Below are 18,443 nucleotides of genomic sequence, written 5' to 3'. Positions count from 1 at the left end.
GCATGAAGTGGCTAATCAAACTCCTCAAATTCGGGCTCTGGACAGCTTTGATCGGCTGCACAGCCGGTGCAATAGCCGCAATATCCCTCTATTTACACCTCGAGCCAAACCTACCTTCCACTGAAAGCCTCAAGAACGTCAAGTTCCAGGTACCGCTTCGGGTCTACTCAGCTGACGGCAAACTGATGGCGGAATTCGGTGAAAAACGCCGAACTCCCCTCGCCTACTGCGAAATCCCGGACAATATGACCAATGCCTTTCTGGCCGCAGAAGATGACCGTTTCTTTGAGCATCCTGGAGTCGACTACCAGGGCCTGATGCGGGCAGCGATCCAACTCATACTGACCGGAGAGCGCAGACAGGGCGGCAGCACCATAACAATGCAGGTGGCCAGAAACTTCTTTCTCTCAAGCGAGAAAACCTACACCAGAAAGCTGAATGAAATACTGCTGGCACTGCAGATCGAGCGCGAACTCCCTAAACAGCAGATCCTGGAACTCTATCTAAATAAGATATACCTCGGCCACCGGTCCTATGGTGTCGGCGCAGCTGCACAGGTCTATTACGGCAAGACGGTCGACCAACTCGACCTCTCCCAGGTAGCGATGATTGCCGGACTACCGAAAGCCCCTTCCCGCTTCAACCCCATCACAAATCCTCAACGCGCCCTGCAGCGCAGGGATTACGTCCTTGAAAGAATGAGGGATTTGGGCCAAATCAGCGAATCGGAATATCAAACTGCACTTGCCACGCCGGTTTCGGCCAAACTGCACCGCTCTGAAACCGAAATGGAAGCACCCTACGTTTCGGAGATGGTCCGTTCCGAAATGATAAAGCGCTTCGGCAACGACGCCTATACTGACGGCTATAGCGTCTATACCACCATCGACAGCACACTGCAGGACTCGGCCAATAGAGCGATTCGCCTTGCCCTGCAGGAATACGACCTGCGCCACGGCTATCGAGGCGCATTGCAGCACTTCCAGGTCGACAACACCACAGCCGAAGAACAACTCGACGCATTGCTTGCGGACCACCGCCCTATTGCCGACCTGCGTCCCGCCATTGTCATTGAAGCCGAGAAACAGTCAGCAGATGCCTACTTGGGCCAGGGCGAGACCGTATCAATCCCCTGGCAAGGATTGGAATGGGTCAGGGAGCATAAAACGGAGAACCGGCTCGGCCCGAAACCCAAAGAAGCAACCGACATCCTCAAACCCGGAGACCTTGTTTACCTCCTACCCATGAAAAAAGAGGATGAAACCTGGTGGCGCCTGGCCCAGGTTCCAGCCGCCGCAGGCGCCCTGGTGTCCGTGGACCCGAACAACGGCGCTATCAAAGCGCTGATTGGAGGCTACGATTTCTATCAGAGCAAGTTCAACAGGGTCACCCAGGCCAAACGGCAACCCGGATCTGGCTTCAAGGCTTTCATCTACTCGGCCGCACTGGAAGCCGGATTCACCCCCGCCAGTCTCATTAACGATGCACCCGTGGTGTTCAATGACCCCAGCCTGGAAGGCGCGTGGCGTCCTGAAAACTACAGCGGAAAATTCTTTGGCCCCACACGACTGCGATACGCACTGACCAAGTCGAGAAACCTGGTATCCATACGCCTGCTGAGAAACATGGGTGTCAAATTTGCCCTGGAGCATGCGAAACGCTTTGGCTTTAATACCGATGAACTGCCCCACAACCTCTCCCTGGCACTCGGTAGCGGAGCGGTAACCCCCCTGCAAATGGCAACTGCATACGCCGTACTCGCCAATGGCGGATACAGGGTTGAACCCCATTTCATCACACACATCGAAGACAGCGATCACCAGGAGGTATTCAAAACCTCCCCGCTGACAGTATGCGACACCTGCCAGCAGCCGGAAACAACCGAAACGCCCAGCTCTCCGGATGCTCCGGATGCGGCAGACGAAGAGCAACTACCGGTAGCGCCCCGTGTCATATCACCGGAAAACCACTTCCTGATGAACTCCATGATGCGTGATGTCATCACTCGAGGTACCGCACGCAAGGCCCGCTCACTGGGACGAAAGGATCTCGCCGGCAAGACCGGCACCACCAATGAACAGCGAGACGCATGGTTCAACGGTTTCAACCGCTCACTGGTCGCAGTTGCCTGGGTTGGGTTTGATTCATCCCAGCCCCTGGGACGCGGCGAAGTCGGGGGCAGAGCCGCCCTGCCCGCCTGGATAGCCTTCATGAAAGTGGCCCTTGAGAATGTCGATGAGATACCCCTGGAGATGCCACCCGGCATGGTCACGGTTCGCATAGACCCGAAAACAGGGAAACGCGCAGACATCAACCAGGAAGACGGCATATTCGAAGTGTTCAGGACCGAAAACGCCCCCAAAGAGACCGCCGGCACTCGCTTGAGCGATAATGGATCCGGAGAAACCCCACAGGGCACAGGTACTGACGACGGGGCACCGGAGCTCTTTTAGAACTTGCTGGATCATGAACAGACGACAACAGAGCAGTCTCAGGCTTGAGATTGCGACAGAGGCTGCAAGGATTCTCGCTGATCATCACGGTGACCTCGACTACCAGGCCGCCAGGCAAAAAGCCGCCCGCCGCCTCGGCTGCAGCAATGATCGCCAACTACCTAACAACAGCGAGATTGAGATGGCCCTCCAGCGCCACCTCTCGATCTTCACCAATACCGGACAACCGGCGGCACTGAAGCGTTTGCGCAAACTTGCTGTCGAAGCCATGCAATCACTGGCCAGTTTCAATCCTCGACTGATAGGACCGGTTCTCTCTGGCACCGCCAGCAGCAACAGCCCAATACAACTGCACCTGTTTCCCGAAACACCTGAAGAAGTCATGTTCCACCTCATGGACAAAAACATTCCATGGGTAGAAAAAGAGGCCATGCTGAGGTTTTCAAACGGCAGCAGGGAGAGACGCCCGGTACTGCATTTTCTTGCAGGAGATACCGAAATAGAACTTTACCTTCTCAAGCCGCCCGAAAGGCGCAACCCGCCCCTGAGCAGAATCGACGAGCGCCCCGAAAGAGGGGCGCCCTTGAACAAACTGCTAGAGATGCTCGAACAGGATCAGCGCTGATCCAACGGCATGTAATCCCGTTCAGAAGCACCTGTGTAGATCTGGCGGGGACGCCCGATACGCTGATGGGGATCCGCCATCATCTCCATCCAGTGCGCCACCCAACCCACGGTACGGGCAATGGCGAACATTACGGTAAACATGTTGTTCGGAATGCCCAGTGCCCGGTAGATAATGCCCGAGTAGAAATCAACATTCGGATAGAGTTTGCGCTCGATGAAATATTCATCTTCCAGGGCAACTTCTTCCAGCTTCAGCGCCAACTCGAACAGCGGATTGTTGCTGTCAGCCAGATTGTTCAGCACCTCGTGGCACACCTTGCGAATGATTGTCGCCCGGGGATCGAAGTTTTTATACACCCGGTGGCCGAATCCCATAAGGCGGAACGGGTCATCCTTGTCCTTTACCTTGGCGATGTATTTCTCGATCTGGGATGCATCACCGATCTCCTGCAACATATCCAGAACCGCCTCGTTGGCGCCACCGTGTGCCGGCCCCCACAGTGAGGCAATGCCCGCCGCGATACAGGCAAACGGGTTGGCCTGGGAGCTGCTCGACAACCTGACCGTGGAGGTACTGGCGTTCTGCTCATGATCCGCATGCAGGATGAACAGCAGGTTGATCGCCTTGATTGCGATGGGATCGGGCTCATAATCCTCGCAGGGTGTAGCAAACATCATGTGCAGGAAATTTGCACAATAATCGAGATCGTTGCGCGGATACATGAACGGCTCCCCGATGTTGTGCTTGAAGCTCGCCGCCGCAATGGTCGGCATCTTGGCAATCAGCCGGTGCGCGGAAATCTCCCGGTGCCTCGGGTTATTGATATCCAGTGAATCGTGATAAAAGGCAGACAGGGAGCCAACCACCCCTACCATCACACCCATGGGATGAGCATCGTAATGGAAACCGTCGAAGAAGTTCTTCAAGGTCTCCTTGATCATCGTGTGGTAACGGATGATGCCATGGAACTCAGCTTGCTGGACAGCATTCGGCAGCTCACCGTAAAGCAGAAGATAAGCCACTTCGAGGAAATTGCTGTTCTCCGCCAGCTGCTCAATCGGATAACCGCGATAGCGCAGAATACCTTCGTCGCCATCTATATAAGTAATGGAGCTATGGCAACTTGCCGTTGAAACAAAACCGGGGTCATAGGTAAAAACACCCATGTCCTTATAGAGACTGGAAATATCCAGTGCATCCGGCCCCTCCGTGCCAGAACGGAGAGAGAATTCGGCACTGCGTCCATCATTATTGTTGGTCAGTGTAATTGTATCATTAGCCATAAAACTGACTTCTCCAGGTATAAGCGTGACCGCATAGTGCCCTTATATAGCAAACACCCCTGCACAGAACAAGCTTTTGGTCGCTATTAGGACGGACATACAATCTATTATAGTTTCTTCTCGTTCTCGGCATACTGGCCGAACAAACCCTCTTTAAACAAAACATCATTTCAAAATCAATACAATGACACCAATCATACACAGATTGGCGTTTTTTGTGCGCCGCAACCAAGACGGCAAACACAAACTACCCTGAAGACAGGATAGAAAATTCGAATTTGCCTATTCTCTTACCAATCCAGTAAAAATAAACAACACAATTTAAAAGCAATAAATATAGTCGGTTTTTTTGCACTGTACCCGAGAGGAGCCTTTTTACAATGTCCAGAATGCGTATTCCAGACCATATTGCACATCGTTCCAAAAAAAGACTGCACCTTGATCCAGAAAAGGCTGCACATCATTACAGAACCTTTTGCATCACTATAATGCTTGTAAAAAGTGCGTAATTCTGAATGTACGATGCAGGCGCTGCACCCAATTGCCCGCCATGCTGCAAAAACCTGAGCACTGAAACCGGAAAGACCTGACCACTACACTGCTATTGACCAGGCTATACATGCGAATGCTTAGGAGTTGTTACTCTGACCTAAACTCAGGTGCTCACGATCAAACCAAATTTTAGCCAACTTTCGATCTTGCTGAAATCCAATACCATAGTAATAGCCTCTTCCTACCTCATATACAGACTGCTTTTCTCCCTATAAAGCAATGGACTCAAAGTCAGTGCCGACATCCTCGCAAGCCATATCACTGACCATGTGAAACGCTGACAATATGAAATGAACGAACATTCAAAAGGCCAATCTGTACTCTTTGCAGATTGGCCTTTTACATATGGGCTCTCTATTCTGTACTGTAGTAACTGTTAACAGGCCAAATAACCAGAAAGCATGATTCTCCTGATAGTCTATGTCTCCGTCGCCCTCGGCTTCTCCTTTCTCTGCTCCATTGCAGAGGCAGTGATCCTCAGTGTCACCATGGCTCACGTTGCCGTGGTGGAACAGGAAGAGAAACCCTACGGACCTCTGCTCAGGAAGCTCAAGGGCGACATCAACAAACCCCTTGCCGCCATCCTCACCCTCAACACCATTGCACATACCGTGGGTGCTGCAGGTGCCGGAGCCCAGGCTGCAGTGGTTTTCGGCACCGCCTGGGTGGGTGTCGCCTCCGCAGTCCTGACGCTCATGATCCTGATCTTCTCCGAGATCATTCCAAAGACACTGGGTGCTCACTACTGGCGGCGACTGGCGCCCGCCACGGCCTACGGACTGAAGTTCCTGGTCTGGTTCCTGCACCCCTTTGTCTGGATGTCAGAGAAGCTTACCAATGGCCTCTCCCACGGCAAGACGGTGGAAGGACTCACCCGCGAAGAGTTCGCCGTGATGGCCGAACTGGGCGAAAAAGAGGGGCAGCTCGACGAGCAAGAGTCCACTATCCTCAAAAATCTCTTCCTGCTGCGCGAAACCCGCATTACCGACATCATGACACCCCGCCCCGTGGTCTTCTCGTTACCGGAGTCCCTGGGGGTGGAGGCGTTCTTCGCCAGCTACGCCAATTCCCGTTTCTCCCGCGTACCGGTTTATAGCGGCCACCAGGAGCACGTTACCGGCTTCGTACTGCGTAACGACATCATCCTTGCCTACGCCCGCGGCAACACCGAAAACAACCTGATCACCTATCGCCGGGAGTTGCCTACGCTTCCTGACAAGGCCTCGGTATACGACGCCTTCGAAACCCTGCTGCGCAAGCGGGCCCACCTGATGCTGATCGTAGACGAGTATGGCGGCATGGAGGGCATCGTCTCCCTGGAAGACGTGGTGGAAACCCTGATCGGCCTGGAGATTCTCGATGAGGGCGACAGATCTGCAGACATGCAGCAGCTTGCCCGCCGCCTCTGGCGCAAGCGTGCCACCGAGATGGGTCTTCAGCTTGAGGATGTGGAATGAATGCCAAACAACCTGCCTGCATACTACTGGCCCTGGCACTTACAGGCTGCTCCTCGGAAGTTACCTTTGACGACTTGGCAGGCGGCTGGACCGGCAGAACCCTGAAACAGGATTTCGAGTTCGGATATGACGGACAGACCCTGATGCGTGATCACAAGCACGGTCTCTACAAGGGACAGTGTACCGTCTCGGGCGGCAACCAACTCACATGCAACTTCGAGCGCTTTTCACGGCCGGTGGTTCGGGAGATCAGGCTGCCAGGTGACGAGTTGATAATGACCGACCCAAACGGTCACGACGAAATCTATGTACGTAAATAGATGCTTGGGAGCATAGCCTGAAATAATCACAGCGCTCCAAGGGTCTCTTTGAGCATTGTCTTGCAACACTGCGTTAGAGATAACAATACAGAACCAGGAGCCCCTTATGGAACAGCCCAGGCGTATAGCCACTTTCTCCGAGCTGATCGATCATCAGCCTGTACACGCCGAAGTCAACGGCCTGGACCTAGTCATCACCCGCTTTGACGACAAGCTCTCGGTTCTCTATGGCCGTTGCCTCCATCGTGGTGCCTTGATGTCCGATGGCCATGTCAGCGGCGATGACCTGATCTGCGGACTGCACGGCTGGGACTATCGGCTCGACTCCAGCGTTTCTGCCTACAACAACTCCGAAGTACTGCATAAATTCAGCGCCAAGATCGAAGACGACGGCGTCTGGGTGGATGAGGCAGAGATCAACAGCTACCTGGAGAAACACCCCAACCCTTTGCGAGGGATCAGTACCTGGGGCTCTATGCCGACACCCACCCGGAAGATACCGAGCCCTTTACCCGCCATATCAAGGAGCTCTCCAAAAACGGATTGAAGAGAATCGGCCACCACGGCTTTACCGCCGCTATGGGTGTAGATCGAAACACACTGCCCAAATGGGAGGATATCCAGTTTCTGCCCGCTCAACTCTGGAAAAAACCGTTGCTGGACGAAGCCACCGTAGTGACCGAAACCATCATCGGACCCCGGGCAAAGAGACCCCTCAAGCTCGCTATGCCCCTGTTTGTATCGGATATGAGCTTCGGTGCCCTGTCTCGGGAAGCGAAAATCGCCCTGGCCAAAGGAGCGGAGATGGCCCAGACCGGCATCTGCAGCAGTGAAGGCGGCATGCTGCCAGATGAACAGGCCCGCAACAGCCGTTACTTCTACGAACTGGCCTCGGCCAAGTTCGGCTTCAGTTGGGACAGGGTGGCCAAGGAGCGAAGACCGGCACCGGCGGGCACCTTCCCGGCAACAAGGTACTGGGTGAGATCGCTGAGGTCCGTGGGCTGCAACCGAGTGAAGCGGCCATCAGCCCCGCCACATTTAGCGACCTCAACAGCGCCAAAGACTTTGCCGTCTTCGCGGAAGAGGTGCGGGACAAGAGCGGAGGCATCCCCATTGGTTTCAAAATCGCGGCCAGTCACGTTGAGAAGGATATCGACTTCGCCCTGGAGGCGGGCGCCGATTAGATCATCCTCGACGGTCGTGGCGGCGGTACTGGGGCCGCACCCACTGTACTAAGGGACAACATCAATCTTCCGACCATCCCAGCCCTTGCCAGGGCGCGTAAACATCTCGAGGATTCTGGAGCCCAGGATGTCACCCTGATCATCACCGGCGGCCTTCGAATCGCCGATGATTTTGCCAAGGCGATGATGCTCGGCGCCGATGCAGTAGAGGTTTCAAACTCGGCACTGCAGGCCATCGGCTGCCTTGGTATGAGGGCCTGCCAAACCAACAACTGTCCGGTGGGTATCGCCACTCAGAAAGAGTCGCTGCGCAGACGCCAGGTGATCGGCAAGTCCACTCAACAGCTGTGCAATTTCTTCGACGCCACAAACGAGCTGATGAAGGTGATCGCCCGCGCCTGCGGCCACGATGATTTCCGAAAATTCTCCCAGCAGGACCTGGTCACTTTCAACCGTGAAATACACCATCTCACAGGTATCGCCTATGCCGGCGTGAATCCCTGACCCTTACAGCTCAAGTGCCAACGATGCCGTTCTTCTCCAGCACCCGGTAGATCTTCTTCGCGCTTTTTGCCAGCTGGTTGATGTCGCCGAAACTGGGTACCTCGCCCTGCTCCAGCCGATACTCCCAGTTGTCCAGTTCCGATGCCAGGTACTCCAGCATCTTCATGGAGCATCCCTTGCACTCGTCCATGCAGATGGCGGTCTCCGGCGCATCGAAGGGAATCGATGCCCGACCTGGTCTACCAGGTTGCGCATGGCGGTGGAGGTATCGGGTTTCATTGAGTAGCGAACTAAAGCATATGGAGTAGGGCGTATTATAATGCGCCCCATGGCACATACCTACTCCGTCCCCGCAGCGACCGCAGAAGCATCCATAGAGATCAAGAAAAGCCGCTTCATCGCGCGTGCCGCCCATACCGCAAGCAGGAAAGAGGTAATGGCGTTCGTAGAGCAGGCCCATCAGGATCACCCTGAGGCACGCCACGTCTGCTGGGCCTACCTGTTGGGCAATCCGTCATCCGCCAGCAATGCCGGCATGAACGACGCCGGTGAACCTTCGGGCACGGCGGGCAAACCGATCCTGAACGTTATTCAACACAAGGGGATCGGTGACATCGTGGTCGTGGTGATCCGCTACTTCGGTGGTATCAAGCTTGGCGCTGGCGGGTTGATGCGGGCTTACAGCGGTGCGGCAGAAGCGGCGGTGTCCCAACTGCCTCTCAAAGGGCTCACCCCCAAAACCGTTGTCACTGTCGAGCTGGATTTTTCACAAGAGCAGCCGCTACGTCACTGGGCGTCCACCCACGGCGGAAACGTGGAGGCTGTGAACTACGGCAACCAGGTGACCGCCCGGCTTAACATTGAGGACTCTCTATTGGGAGAGTTTGAAAAATTCTGCCTGGCCAACAGCATCAGGATTCCCGACTGACCTCCTCGTCATCCACTACCGGGGGCATCTCGATATCACGGTAGTCCGCACTTTCGGCCTGCATCTTGATGTCCTGGACCGCTTCTGCCTCATGCTCGTCGATAACATCCATCTGGACGTCCTTGGGTTTGTAGAGCAGGGTGGCCACATCCACCAGCTTACGCGCCACCCGTGCCGCCTCCACGCTGTCGTTCATCAACGAGGTGGCCATCTCGTCAGAGATCTCCCCCTCCAGTACCAGCTTGTCCACGCGACCGGTAACCAGCACATCAAGCTGCTCCGCCTTGAGCCGCTGGTTCTTCAGTTTTTCGAGGTACTCACCAAGCTCTTTTGAAACCCCGATACGGTGGATCATCCGAACCACCTTCAGGATCCTGCGTCGCAGCACGTTGTATTCCCGGCGTATCGCCTTATTATCGCTGGCCATGAACTCGGCGACATTCTCATGCAGTGGCTTCATTTGCTTCACCACCTGCACCAGCATGCGATCGGCGAGCAGGATGTTGCGGATATCCTCGATCGCCTCTTCATCCAGGGTGTGCTTACTCTGCAACTGGGTAGCATATTCCAGGATCTTTCCGTAAATCCGCTTGATCCGGGTTTCATAAAAGCGGTCGATATCGATCTGGATGATCTCCGAATACTCCAGGATCTCTTTGAGTTTCTGATCCGACTCCAAGTCGGCACGGTGCACGCTCAGACCATGTGCCACCGCTTTGTAGGCGGCATTCTGCAGCAAGCGTAGGGATTCGTCTGTCAGCGCCTTGATACCGGCCTGGGGATACTTAAGCGAGGCCACGTCCAGGAACTGGGGCTCGTGGATCTCAGCCTCTTCCTCCACTACTGCCGGTACCAGCCACTCCACCATCTTCACGATAACTGCGATAAAACCCATTAACAGCGTGGTATTGAGGATATTGAAACTGGTATGAAAGAGCGATAACGCTACCGGTACCGCAGCCGCACTCACAAAGGGCGAAGCACCCTCAGCCTGTTCAACGAAGCCCCCCACGGTATGATGAAGGGGTAGAACAGCGCCAGCACCCAAATCACCCCCAGGCTGTTGAATATGAAATGGGCCCGCGCCGCACGCTTCGCCTGGTAGTTGCCCACCAGAGCTGCAAGGTTGGCGGTAATGGTGGTACCGATATTTTCACCCAGCACCATGGCGGCTGCCATGTCGAATGGTATCCACCCCTCGTGACACATGAGCAAGGTCAAGGCCATGGTGGCACTGGAGGATTGGACGATCAGGGTGAGAATCGTACCGATCACCATGAACATCAGCACAGAAAGATAGCCCTTGGTGGTGTATTCGGCGAGAAAGGCCAGAACCTCCGGATTGTTTCGGATATCGGGCACTGATTCCTTCAGGAACTGCAGACCGATAAACAATACCGCAAAACCGATAATGAAGTAGCCTCAGTTGCTGGTCTTCTTCTTTTTGGAGAGTGCCAGCAGAAAACCTACCCCCACCAGCGGCAGCGCAATGGTACTCATGCTGACCTTGAAACCGAGAATGAAGATCAACCAGGCCGTCACCGTGGTGCCGATATTGGCCCCCATGATCACCCCGACCGCCTCAGTCATGGTGAGCAGGCTGGCACTGACGAAGCTCACCACCATCAGGGTGGTGGCAGAGGAAGACTGGATGGCAGCAGTGATCAGAAACCCGGTCATCACCGCGAAGAAGCGGTTGGAGGTGGTCTTTGCAAGCACCGTGCGCATGCGGTCACCTGCCAGTTCCATGAGGGCATCGCTCATCACCTTCATGCCGTAAAGGAAGAGGCCGAGAGAACCCAGAAGGATCAGAATGTCACCAAGTCCATATTCCATTAAACAAGAATCCGGGTGAACCCAAACCAGAAATACTCCCCATTACCTACAAGTCTAGTACGCATACCGGACGGCTGGAAATGCTAAGGTTACAGGGTACCGCTGGAGAAACGCTGCTTCCGCCAACAATACGATTTGATATATGAATGCGATTCCAGGGAGGGTCAAATGCCAGATCTCACACTGATAATTGGAAACAAGAACCACTCCTCCTGGTCTCTCAGGCCCTGGATCTTTATGCGACACCACGAGATTCCATTCCATGAGAAACGGGTAGCACTGTTTACCGAAACAACCGACATAGAGCTTGAACAGTTCAATTCTGACTTCAAGGTCCTCGCACTGAAAGACGGGGACCTCCTGGTCTGGGACTCGCTCGCTATCCTCGAATATGTATCAGAGCAGTACCTGGATAATCGTGGCTGGCCCTCTGACCCCGGGGCAAGGGCCATGGCCAGATCGATATCTGCCGAAATGCACTCCAGCTTCTTGAACGTGAGGAGCGAGTTCCCCATGAACTGCCGCAAAACCTTCGACAATGTCAGGCCCTCTCTCGAAGCCGAGCACGAAATCGAGAGAATAAAGTCTCTCTGGCGGGAGTCGAGGGAGAAGTATGGGGAAGGCGGCGAGTGGCTGTTTGGCAGCTATTCCATTGCAGACGCCATGTATGCCCCTATTGCTCTGCGCTTTATCGGCTACAACATCCTTTTGGAAGGAGTCGAAAAGGCATACGTCGAAAGCGTCTTGAAACAGTCAGGGATTACCGAATGGATCGAAGCCGGAAGAGCCGAGAAAGAGATCATCGAGGAAGACGAAATTTAATTGCGCTCCAAATTAATAACAGTCTGCCATCGTCCCGAGTGGAAGTTCGAGACACATACGGTTTGAGTTTCCATACACACCAAGGCAGACAAAACGAATCTCAGCTCAGACCACTTCAGCTAAAATGACGGTGAAATATCCGGATCAGCACCTGAAAGCACGGCGTCTATCTGGAGCATTGCATCCATTTTCACCATAATCACCTCTATTGGAGAAAGCCCTTCTATTTTTTCAAGCGTCTTGTCCTTGATGACAAAATTGATGGACACACTCAATCTTTCGGTATTTTCATCATAGATGGGTTCCACCTCAGCATGACCACCTGACGCAGTAAACGCATCCATCACCTGTTTGAGGTGCTTTGTTGGTCTCATCTTCTGAAAGTCAGAATAAACATCAGCAAATTCATTGTTTGAGATGTTGTGCTTTGTTTTCAGCTCCGTGTATTGGGCATCGTAAAGACTGGCATTGATCTCGTAATTATTGTTCTTGTATTTCTTACCCAACTCCAACTCCATGTTGTCCAGGTACATATTACCCATTTCCACAACAAGAGTTTCATGTTGATCTAAAAGTGCTTGGTCCATTTTTGGTCATCCAGAAAGAAAGATTTATTACTGATTCAGGGGATGATATTAAAAATATCGTTTTGTTGTTATTGATATTTTCAAAAATATTGATGTATTGCCGGCCTAGCGAACCTGCAATGGGGGCTGACATAGCCCATCAATACATTCCGTTGACGATCGCAGCTGGCATGCGGGATGACCTGGTCCAAACGTTATTTTTTTGCTGCCTTGGTGGGAGTGACTTTTGCCCCATCTTCCACTAAAAGATCATTCAGTGCATCGGGTTTGCCCTTGCAGGCCTGCACTACTTTATCCTTGTTACGCGCCAGAAGCAGCCCGAACTCCTCGGCCTGCTTTTCATCCACGCCCTTGAGGTTTTCTTCCATCAGCATGGTGAACTGTTCCGCCAGCTCCAGTAGCTTGTCGTGTGCATCGGCCTCTTTTTTTGATTCGTGCATGCTGTTGTCCCGGTCGCACATCCACATTGGTATGACAGCCATATGACCCTCGCTTTTGCACATCACCGATGTGCTGATTAGTCACTGAAAAGTGGCAAGCGTCCACTTCATCGCTTACCCGATATAGAGAACTAATATAGGACAAAAAGAATGTCGGGTCCAGACCCGATGCAGCGATCAGAGCTCGGGCAACATGACCTGGTGGTCGACACCCATCAGGATGGCAATCAATGCGACACGCACCCACATACCGTTTCGCTCCTGGCGCCAGTACTTGGCTCGGGGGTCGGCATCGATCTTGGGATCTATTTCATCGCGACGCGGCAGCGGGTGCATGATGACGCAGTCCTCCTTGATCGAATCGAGATGGTCATAGTGGAGGCAGAAGTCGGAATGGTCGACAGATGAGGACTCCGAATGTTCATCCCACTCATCCTGGATACGGGTCATGTAGATAGCATCCGCATCCTGGATGGCACCTTCGAAGTCGGTAGTCTCTGTAAACGGAACCGCTTTATTGGTGAGACAATCCCGCAGGTCCTGCTCTATGCGGAACTGCTCCGGCGAAACAAACGTAATGGAGACATCGTGGTAGTTGGCAAGCAGCCTACTGAGAGAGCGCACGGTACGGCCACGCTTCAGGTCACCCACCATGCAGATCTTCTTGCCATCGATCTGGTTGCCCTTGAAGCTACGGCGCAGGGTATAGATATCGAGTAGTGCCTGGGTGGGGTGCTCATCGGGTCCACTGCCTGCATTGATGATGGGCACCGGCCTGGGTGTCGAATCCAGAAGTGTTGCAATCCGCTCGCACAGTCCCGCCTCGGGTGAACGCATGACGATCAGGTCCACGTAACTGGAAAAGGTACGGAGGGAATCTTCGATAGACTCACCCTTCTTCTCGGAACTGGTGGCGCTGTCGCGAATCTCGGATGTCTTCACGCCCAGTATGCTGCAGGCGGAGTGAAAGGACATGAAAGTGCGCGTGGACGGCTGGGTAAAATAGAGCATGCCCCGGACATGCGGAAGCAGAGACTGGAGATAGAGCAGCCCCTCTTTGCTCTTGTCATAACGCCGAATCAGGTTAACCAGGCTGTAAAGATAATCGAGAAATTCACGATCGAATTGATCGGATCTGAGGATATGGCGTGGCCTGTTGTTCAGCATTGGTCCCCCTTGGAATTGTTGCAGCTATTATAGATGCCATCTGCCTGCCAGGGATAGGGAGGGAACCCCGGCAATTTGCCATTTTATTGATCCGGCACAAATCGATGTAAAGACCGACCCCAGGCCTGGGGTCGGCCGGACAATCAGATTTCCGGATAGTGGGACGGGTAGGGCGCCCGTGCCACCCCTGATTCCACAGCGGCCCTGGCCACAGCCTCAGATATTGCCACCTTGAGGCGAGGATCCAGCGGCTTGGGAATGATGTAGTCCTTTCCAAACGCCAGACTGTCGAGGCCATAGGCATCCAGCACAGACTGGGGGGCTGGCTCATGGGTAAGTGCCTGCAGGGCTTTCACAGTTGCAATCTGCATCTCCTCGTTGATGCGTGAGGCATGAACATCCAGCGCACCACGGAAGATAAAGGGAAAACCGAGAACATTGTTCGCCTGGTTCGGATAGTCGCTCCGCCCGGTGGCCATGATCAGGTCGTCGCGCACCCGATGAGCCACCTCGGGCCGGATTTCCGGTACCGGGTTGGAGAGGGCGAAGACCACGGGATTGGGCGCCATGGAGGCGAGCATCTCGGGACTCACCAGATCAGGTCCGGACACGCCGATGAAGACATCCGCTCCATCCATGGCATCTTCAAGGGTGCGCTTATCCGTATCCGCCGCCACGCCAAACTTGTAGGGATTGAGATCTTTACGGCCGATGTGGATGACGCCCTTGCGGTCCAGCACATAGATATTGTTACGGTGCGCACCCATTGCCATGAGCAGACGAACCGCGGCAATACCGGCAGCCCCGGCGCCCAGAACCACCACCTTCGCATCTTCGAGTTGCTTGTTAGCCAACTCCAGGGCATTGAGCAGGCCGGCTGCAATGATGATGGCGGTACCGTGCTGGTCGTCATGGAAAACAGGAATATCCAACTGGTCGATGAGGGCCGCCTCGATTTCGAAACAGTGTGGTGCAGCGATGTCTTCCAGGTTAATACCGCCGAAGGTGGGAGCAATGCGCATCACCGTCTCAATAAACTCCTGGGGATGTTCGGCATTCACCTCGATATCAAAAACATCGATATCAGCGAACTTCTTGAACAACACGCCCTTGCCCTCCATTACAGGCTTTCCGGCAAGGGCGCCGACGTTGCCCAGTCCCAGTACGGCACTGCCGTCGGTGATCACGCCCACCAGGTTTCCCTTCGAGGTGTAGTCATAGGCCGCCTGTGGATCCTGGTGAATCTGCCGAACCGGCTCGGCCACACCGGGGGTGTAGGCCAGGGCAAGGTCTTCCTGGGTTTCTGTCGGCTTGGTCAGCTCGACGCTGATTTTTCCGGGCCGGGGCTCGGAGTGGTACTTCAGTGCTTGTTGGTTGAGGGCGCTGTCAGCATCATTTGTCACAGTCATCTCGGGCTCGCAGGTATCAGGTGGTAAACCCTACTATGATGCGCCGCAATATACATTGCTGCAACGGCAAATTTTCTCGGGTTTTGTAAATTATTTTGCACCCACGGATCTTGCGCAGGCAATTAGCCGCGCGAGTAACGCTTGCGGAACTTGTCCACGCGTCCAGCAGTATCCACGATCTTCTGTTTACCGGTGAAGAAAGGATGACAGGAGGAGCAAACTTCCACGTGCAGTTCTTCCTCACCCAGGGTGGAACGGGTCTGGAATTCGTTGCCGCAGCTGCAAACTACTTTCACATCGGCGTAGTTGGGGTGAATGTCCGCTTTCATGATTGCCTCTACAAAAAAACCTGCGTCGTCCGCCCCTGACCGGAACGGAAAGACCGTGAATGATATTGGAAAGAGATGCGCAACGCAAGCGCTTTTTGACTGAAAAAAGCCTTGGCGCCGGTCAATGCCCGAAATTGAAAAACCAAACCCTGAGTTAGTGTCAGTTTGTGCATTCCATCAAGTAATAATTGTTTAATTCCCGTAAAATCCGGGTGTGGTTACATGTAACACCTTGAACAAGAAATAAAGTCATGTCTGACAATCCAGATACAGATGCTGTTCGCAGTTATCTACTGGATCTGAGGGAGCGGATCTGTGAAACCATACAGGCAGAGGAGTGGCGAGTAAGATTTCATGAAACACCCTGGCAACCCACCAGGGGAGGACAGGGAGGTGTTCGCCCACGCATGCTGTCCGACGGAGATATCTTCAAAACCGCCGCTGTCAGTTTCTCCTATATACAAGGGAAACCTCTCTCCCCGCCCCAGGTCGCCAACCGCAGCGAACTCACTGGCAGATCCCGTTCTGCCATGGGACTCTCCCTCGCCATACACCCGCTCAACCCCTATGTATCGCCCGCTTACGGGCATATCGCCTATTTCCTGACAGAAAAAGACGATGCCGCCCCAATCTGGTGGTTCAACAGCGATTTCCAGCTCAAGCCCCACATCGGCTCCCCCGAGGATGCCGTGAGATGGCAGAACTCATACACACAAACCGGTAGTGATGGAGAATCCCAGGCCATCGAGCTTCATGAAATGGAATTCGAGGAGGCATTCAGCCTGGCCAGGGAGTTTGGCAACAGATTCTTGCAGGGTTATCTATCGATACTGGAGCGGAGTAAAAACACGCCTTACGGTAATTTTGAGCTCTAATTGCAGCAAAATACCGGAAAAATGCTCCATAATCGTGAAATTTTAACGAAACTGGGCTCTCCGTTCTTTGCCCTGCATGACAATCAGGGTCAAAATCATAGTACGCTCCAGTCCGCCTGAGCTGGGGATATGACTGGGAGACGGCGCGCTAGAACCCATCAGCAAAAGAGCGCAACCAGGTCATTGAGGAAGCGCCAACCCTGATCGGTTGCAACAATCCGTTCCGATCCCGGTTCGAGCAGGCCCATCTCCCGGGCTTTTAGCAGGCCTGGTTCTACTTGCCCCAGCAACAGTCCAGTCCGCGCCTCGAACAGCTCCGGTTCAAAGCCATCACGCAGCCTCAAGGCGTTGAGCATAAACTCGGCGGACAGGTCTTCCGCAATCAACTCCCTGGAGGAAACCGCCCGCTCGGCGCCAGCGGCATCCATGTAGGTAACAGGGTGTTTCTGTCGCCAGCGACGCTGAACCTGTCCGCTCTCCACCCGGGCCAGCTTTCCGTGAGCACCGGCACCAATCCCGATGTAGTCCCCGAAACGCCAATAATTGAGGTTGTGCCGACACTTCATACCCGGCTGGGCATAGGCAGATACCTCGTATTGATGATATCCGGCACTGGCCAGCAGTGACTGCCCTGCCTCCTGAAAGGCGATAATATGGTCCTCATCCGGCAGCTTCGGGGGGCGTGCATAAAATAGCGTGTTCGGCTCAAGGCTCAGTTGGTAGAAGGAGATGTGCTGGGGTTTGAAGGCGATCGCCTCGGCCACATCAGCTTCAGACCCCGCAAGAACCTGCCCGGGCAGGCCGAACATCAGGTCCAGGTTGATACTGTCAAAACCGGCAGCCATCGCCTCGGTAACAGCCGCCCTGGCCTGTGATGCATCATGGATTCGCCCCAGCATTCCCAGGGCCCGATCATCAAAACTCTGGACACCAAGGGAGAGCCTGTTCACCCCGGCCTCCAGGTATCCCTCGAAGCGGCCCGACTCATAGGTTCCAGGGCTGGCCTCCATGGTGATCTCTGCATCTGCCACAACAGCCATGCGACTGCGTACACCAAGGAGCAGTGTCCGAATTGCTTCAGGTGGAAAAAGGCTCGGTGTGCCGCCACCGATGAAGATGGTTGAGATTTCACGCCTCTTGGCCAACGGCAACTCAAGCTGCAGGTCCGCAAGCAATGCCCGGACATAACCCATGGCATCCGGACAACCTTCAGTCTCGTGCGAGTTGAAGTCACAATAAGGACACTTGCGCAGACACCAGGGAATATGGATGTAGAGCCCCAGGGGCGGGGGAGAAATGAATGCCATGACGGTAGCTTACTTTAACCCTTAAAAACAGGTGGTAGGTCTGAGCCTGACCGTACCTGACACCGTATATTAACCCGACACCGGAATACGCAATACTACTGATTGCGCTTTACTACTTTATCTCCTATACATAAAGGCTCATGCTCATAAAACCGATAAGTTGAAGAAAGGAGATCTGGATGAAACGTCGCGATTTTCTCAAGAAGGCGGCTGTAGGTACTGCTGCACTGGGCGCTACCGCAGCTCTTGTGGGATGCGGAAAACAAGCGAGTCTTCGACCTCGTGAAAGATTTTGGGACATCCAAGTCCCCAAAATCGACTCGGCCTTCGACAACCTATTAGTGCTTCGGACGTCCTGGTCA

The 18,443-nt window shown here is 54.1% G+C and carries 16 protein-coding genes and 2 pseudogenes; 9 read left to right on the top strand and 9 right to left on the bottom strand.

Annotated features, from left to right (window positions below):
• Positions 1 to 2: 2 nt before the first annotated feature.
• Together BOW53_RS00095 and BOW53_RS00090 are read left to right on the top strand one after the other, a co-directional pair.
• Entirely contained in the window at positions 3 to 2,453 is a 2,451-nt protein-coding gene (locus BOW53_RS00095; protein WP_078485496.1) for a penicillin-binding protein 1A, read from the top strand.
• Positions 2,454 to 2,466: 13 nt separating this feature from the next.
• Positions 2,467 to 3,078, top strand: a complete 612-nt coding sequence (locus BOW53_RS00090; protein WP_078485495.1) for a hypothetical protein — start codon at positions 2,467 to 2,469, stop codon at positions 3,076 to 3,078.
• Here BOW53_RS00090 and BOW53_RS00085 read toward each other — a convergent pair.
• Complete coding sequence (locus tag BOW53_RS00085; RefSeq protein WP_078485494.1) at positions 3,069 to 4,364, bottom strand: citrate synthase; 1,296 nt, start codon at positions 4,362 to 4,364, stop codon at positions 3,069 to 3,071. The genes BOW53_RS00090 and BOW53_RS00085 overlap by 10 nt on opposite strands.
• A gap of 953 nt (positions 4,365 to 5,317) precedes the next feature.
• Here BOW53_RS00085 and BOW53_RS00080 point away from each other — a divergent pair.
• The 3 genes and pseudogenes from BOW53_RS00080 (at position 5,318) to BOW53_RS00070 (ending at position 8,381) form a co-directional block, all read left to right on the top strand.
• Positions 5,318 to 6,373, top strand: a complete 1,056-nt coding sequence (locus BOW53_RS00080) for a CNNM domain-containing protein (RefSeq protein ID WP_078485493.1) — start codon at positions 5,318 to 5,320, stop codon at positions 6,371 to 6,373.
• A complete protein-coding gene (locus tag BOW53_RS00075) occupies positions 6,370 to 6,693 on the top strand; it encodes a hypothetical protein (RefSeq protein WP_078485492.1) in 324 nt (107 codons plus the stop codon). Before BOW53_RS00080 ends, BOW53_RS00075 begins: the two co-directional genes overlap by 4 nt.
• A gap of 106 nt (positions 6,694 to 6,799) precedes the next feature.
• Positions 6,800 to 8,381 (top strand): annotated as a pseudogene (locus BOW53_RS00070) (glutamate synthase-related protein).
• A gap of 10 nt (positions 8,382 to 8,391) precedes the next feature.
• On the opposite strand, the gene BOW53_RS00065 reads toward BOW53_RS00070, so the two are convergent.
• On the bottom strand, positions 8,392 to 8,571 hold the full coding sequence (locus BOW53_RS00065) for a hypothetical protein (protein WP_245831896.1): 180 nt from the start codon (positions 8,569 to 8,571) through the stop codon (positions 8,392 to 8,394).
• Positions 8,572 to 8,709: 138 nt separating this feature from the next.
• On the opposite strand from BOW53_RS00065, the gene BOW53_RS00060 reads away from it, so the two are divergent.
• Positions 8,710 to 9,309 (top strand): YigZ family protein, encoded by a 600-nt coding sequence (locus tag BOW53_RS00060; protein ID WP_078485559.1) that lies wholly within the window; start codon positions 8,710 to 8,712, stop codon positions 9,307 to 9,309.
• Here BOW53_RS00060 and BOW53_RS13760 read toward each other — a convergent pair.
• Positions 9,293 to 11,145, bottom strand: a pseudogene (locus BOW53_RS13760) (Na/Pi cotransporter family protein). The gene BOW53_RS00060 and the pseudogene BOW53_RS13760 overlap by 17 nt on opposite strands.
• 168 nt (positions 11,146 to 11,313) lie before the next feature.
• On the opposite strand from BOW53_RS13760, the gene BOW53_RS00045 reads away from it, so the two are divergent.
• Positions 11,314 to 11,967, top strand: a complete 654-nt coding sequence (locus BOW53_RS00045; protein WP_078485491.1) for a glutathione S-transferase — start codon at positions 11,314 to 11,316, stop codon at positions 11,965 to 11,967.
• Positions 11,968 to 12,086: 119 nt separating this feature from the next.
• Here BOW53_RS00045 and BOW53_RS00040 read toward each other — a convergent pair whose 3' ends face one another.
• From BOW53_RS00040 to rpmE, 5 genes are all read right to left on the bottom strand, one after another.
• A complete protein-coding gene (locus tag BOW53_RS00040; RefSeq protein ID WP_135606925.1) occupies positions 12,087 to 12,554 on the bottom strand; it encodes a hypothetical protein in 468 nt (155 codons plus the stop codon).
• 194 nt (positions 12,555 to 12,748) lie between these two features.
• A complete protein-coding gene (locus tag BOW53_RS00035) occupies positions 12,749 to 13,036 on the bottom strand; it encodes a YebG family protein (RefSeq protein ID WP_078485558.1) in 288 nt (95 codons plus the stop codon).
• A gap of 135 nt (positions 13,037 to 13,171) precedes the next feature.
• Positions 13,172 to 14,161, bottom strand: coding sequence for an aspartate carbamoyltransferase (pyrB, locus tag BOW53_RS00030; RefSeq protein ID WP_078485489.1), 990 nt, complete (start codon positions 14,159 to 14,161; stop codon positions 13,172 to 13,174).
• A 143-nt stretch (positions 14,162 to 14,304) separates the two neighbouring features.
• Positions 14,305 to 15,570, bottom strand: coding sequence for a malic enzyme-like NAD(P)-binding protein (locus tag BOW53_RS00025; protein WP_078485488.1), 1,266 nt, complete (start codon positions 15,568 to 15,570; stop codon positions 14,305 to 14,307).
• Between the two features lie 122 nt (positions 15,571 to 15,692).
• Positions 15,693 to 15,899, bottom strand: coding sequence for a 50S ribosomal protein L31 (gene rpmE / locus BOW53_RS00020; protein ID WP_078485487.1), 207 nt, complete (start codon positions 15,897 to 15,899; stop codon positions 15,693 to 15,695).
• Positions 15,900 to 16,150: 251 nt separating this feature from the next.
• Here rpmE and BOW53_RS00015 point away from each other — a divergent pair, with 251 nt between their 5' ends.
• On the top strand, positions 16,151 to 16,774 hold the full coding sequence (locus BOW53_RS00015; protein WP_078485486.1) for a coproporphyrinogen III oxidase: 624 nt from the start codon (positions 16,151 to 16,153) through the stop codon (positions 16,772 to 16,774).
• A 158-nt stretch (positions 16,775 to 16,932) separates the two neighbouring features.
• Here BOW53_RS00015 and hemW read toward each other — a convergent pair whose 3' ends face one another.
• Complete coding sequence (gene hemW, locus BOW53_RS00010; RefSeq protein ID WP_078485485.1) at positions 16,933 to 18,081, bottom strand: radical SAM family heme chaperone HemW; 1,149 nt, start codon at positions 18,079 to 18,081, stop codon at positions 16,933 to 16,935.
• 179 nt (positions 18,082 to 18,260) lie between these two features.
• Here hemW and BOW53_RS00005 point away from each other — a divergent pair.
• A partial coding sequence (locus BOW53_RS00005) for a twin-arginine translocation signal domain-containing protein (RefSeq protein ID WP_135606924.1) occupies positions 18,261 to 18,443 on the top strand: 183 nt, incomplete at its 3' end.

The organism is Solemya velesiana gill symbiont, assembly GCF_002020805.1.
Lineage (GTDB): Bacteria > Pseudomonadota > Gammaproteobacteria > Chromatiales > Chromatiaceae > Sedimenticola_A.
Note: the sequence above shows the minus strand (reverse complement) of the source record. Positions and strands in the feature narration are given on the sequence as shown.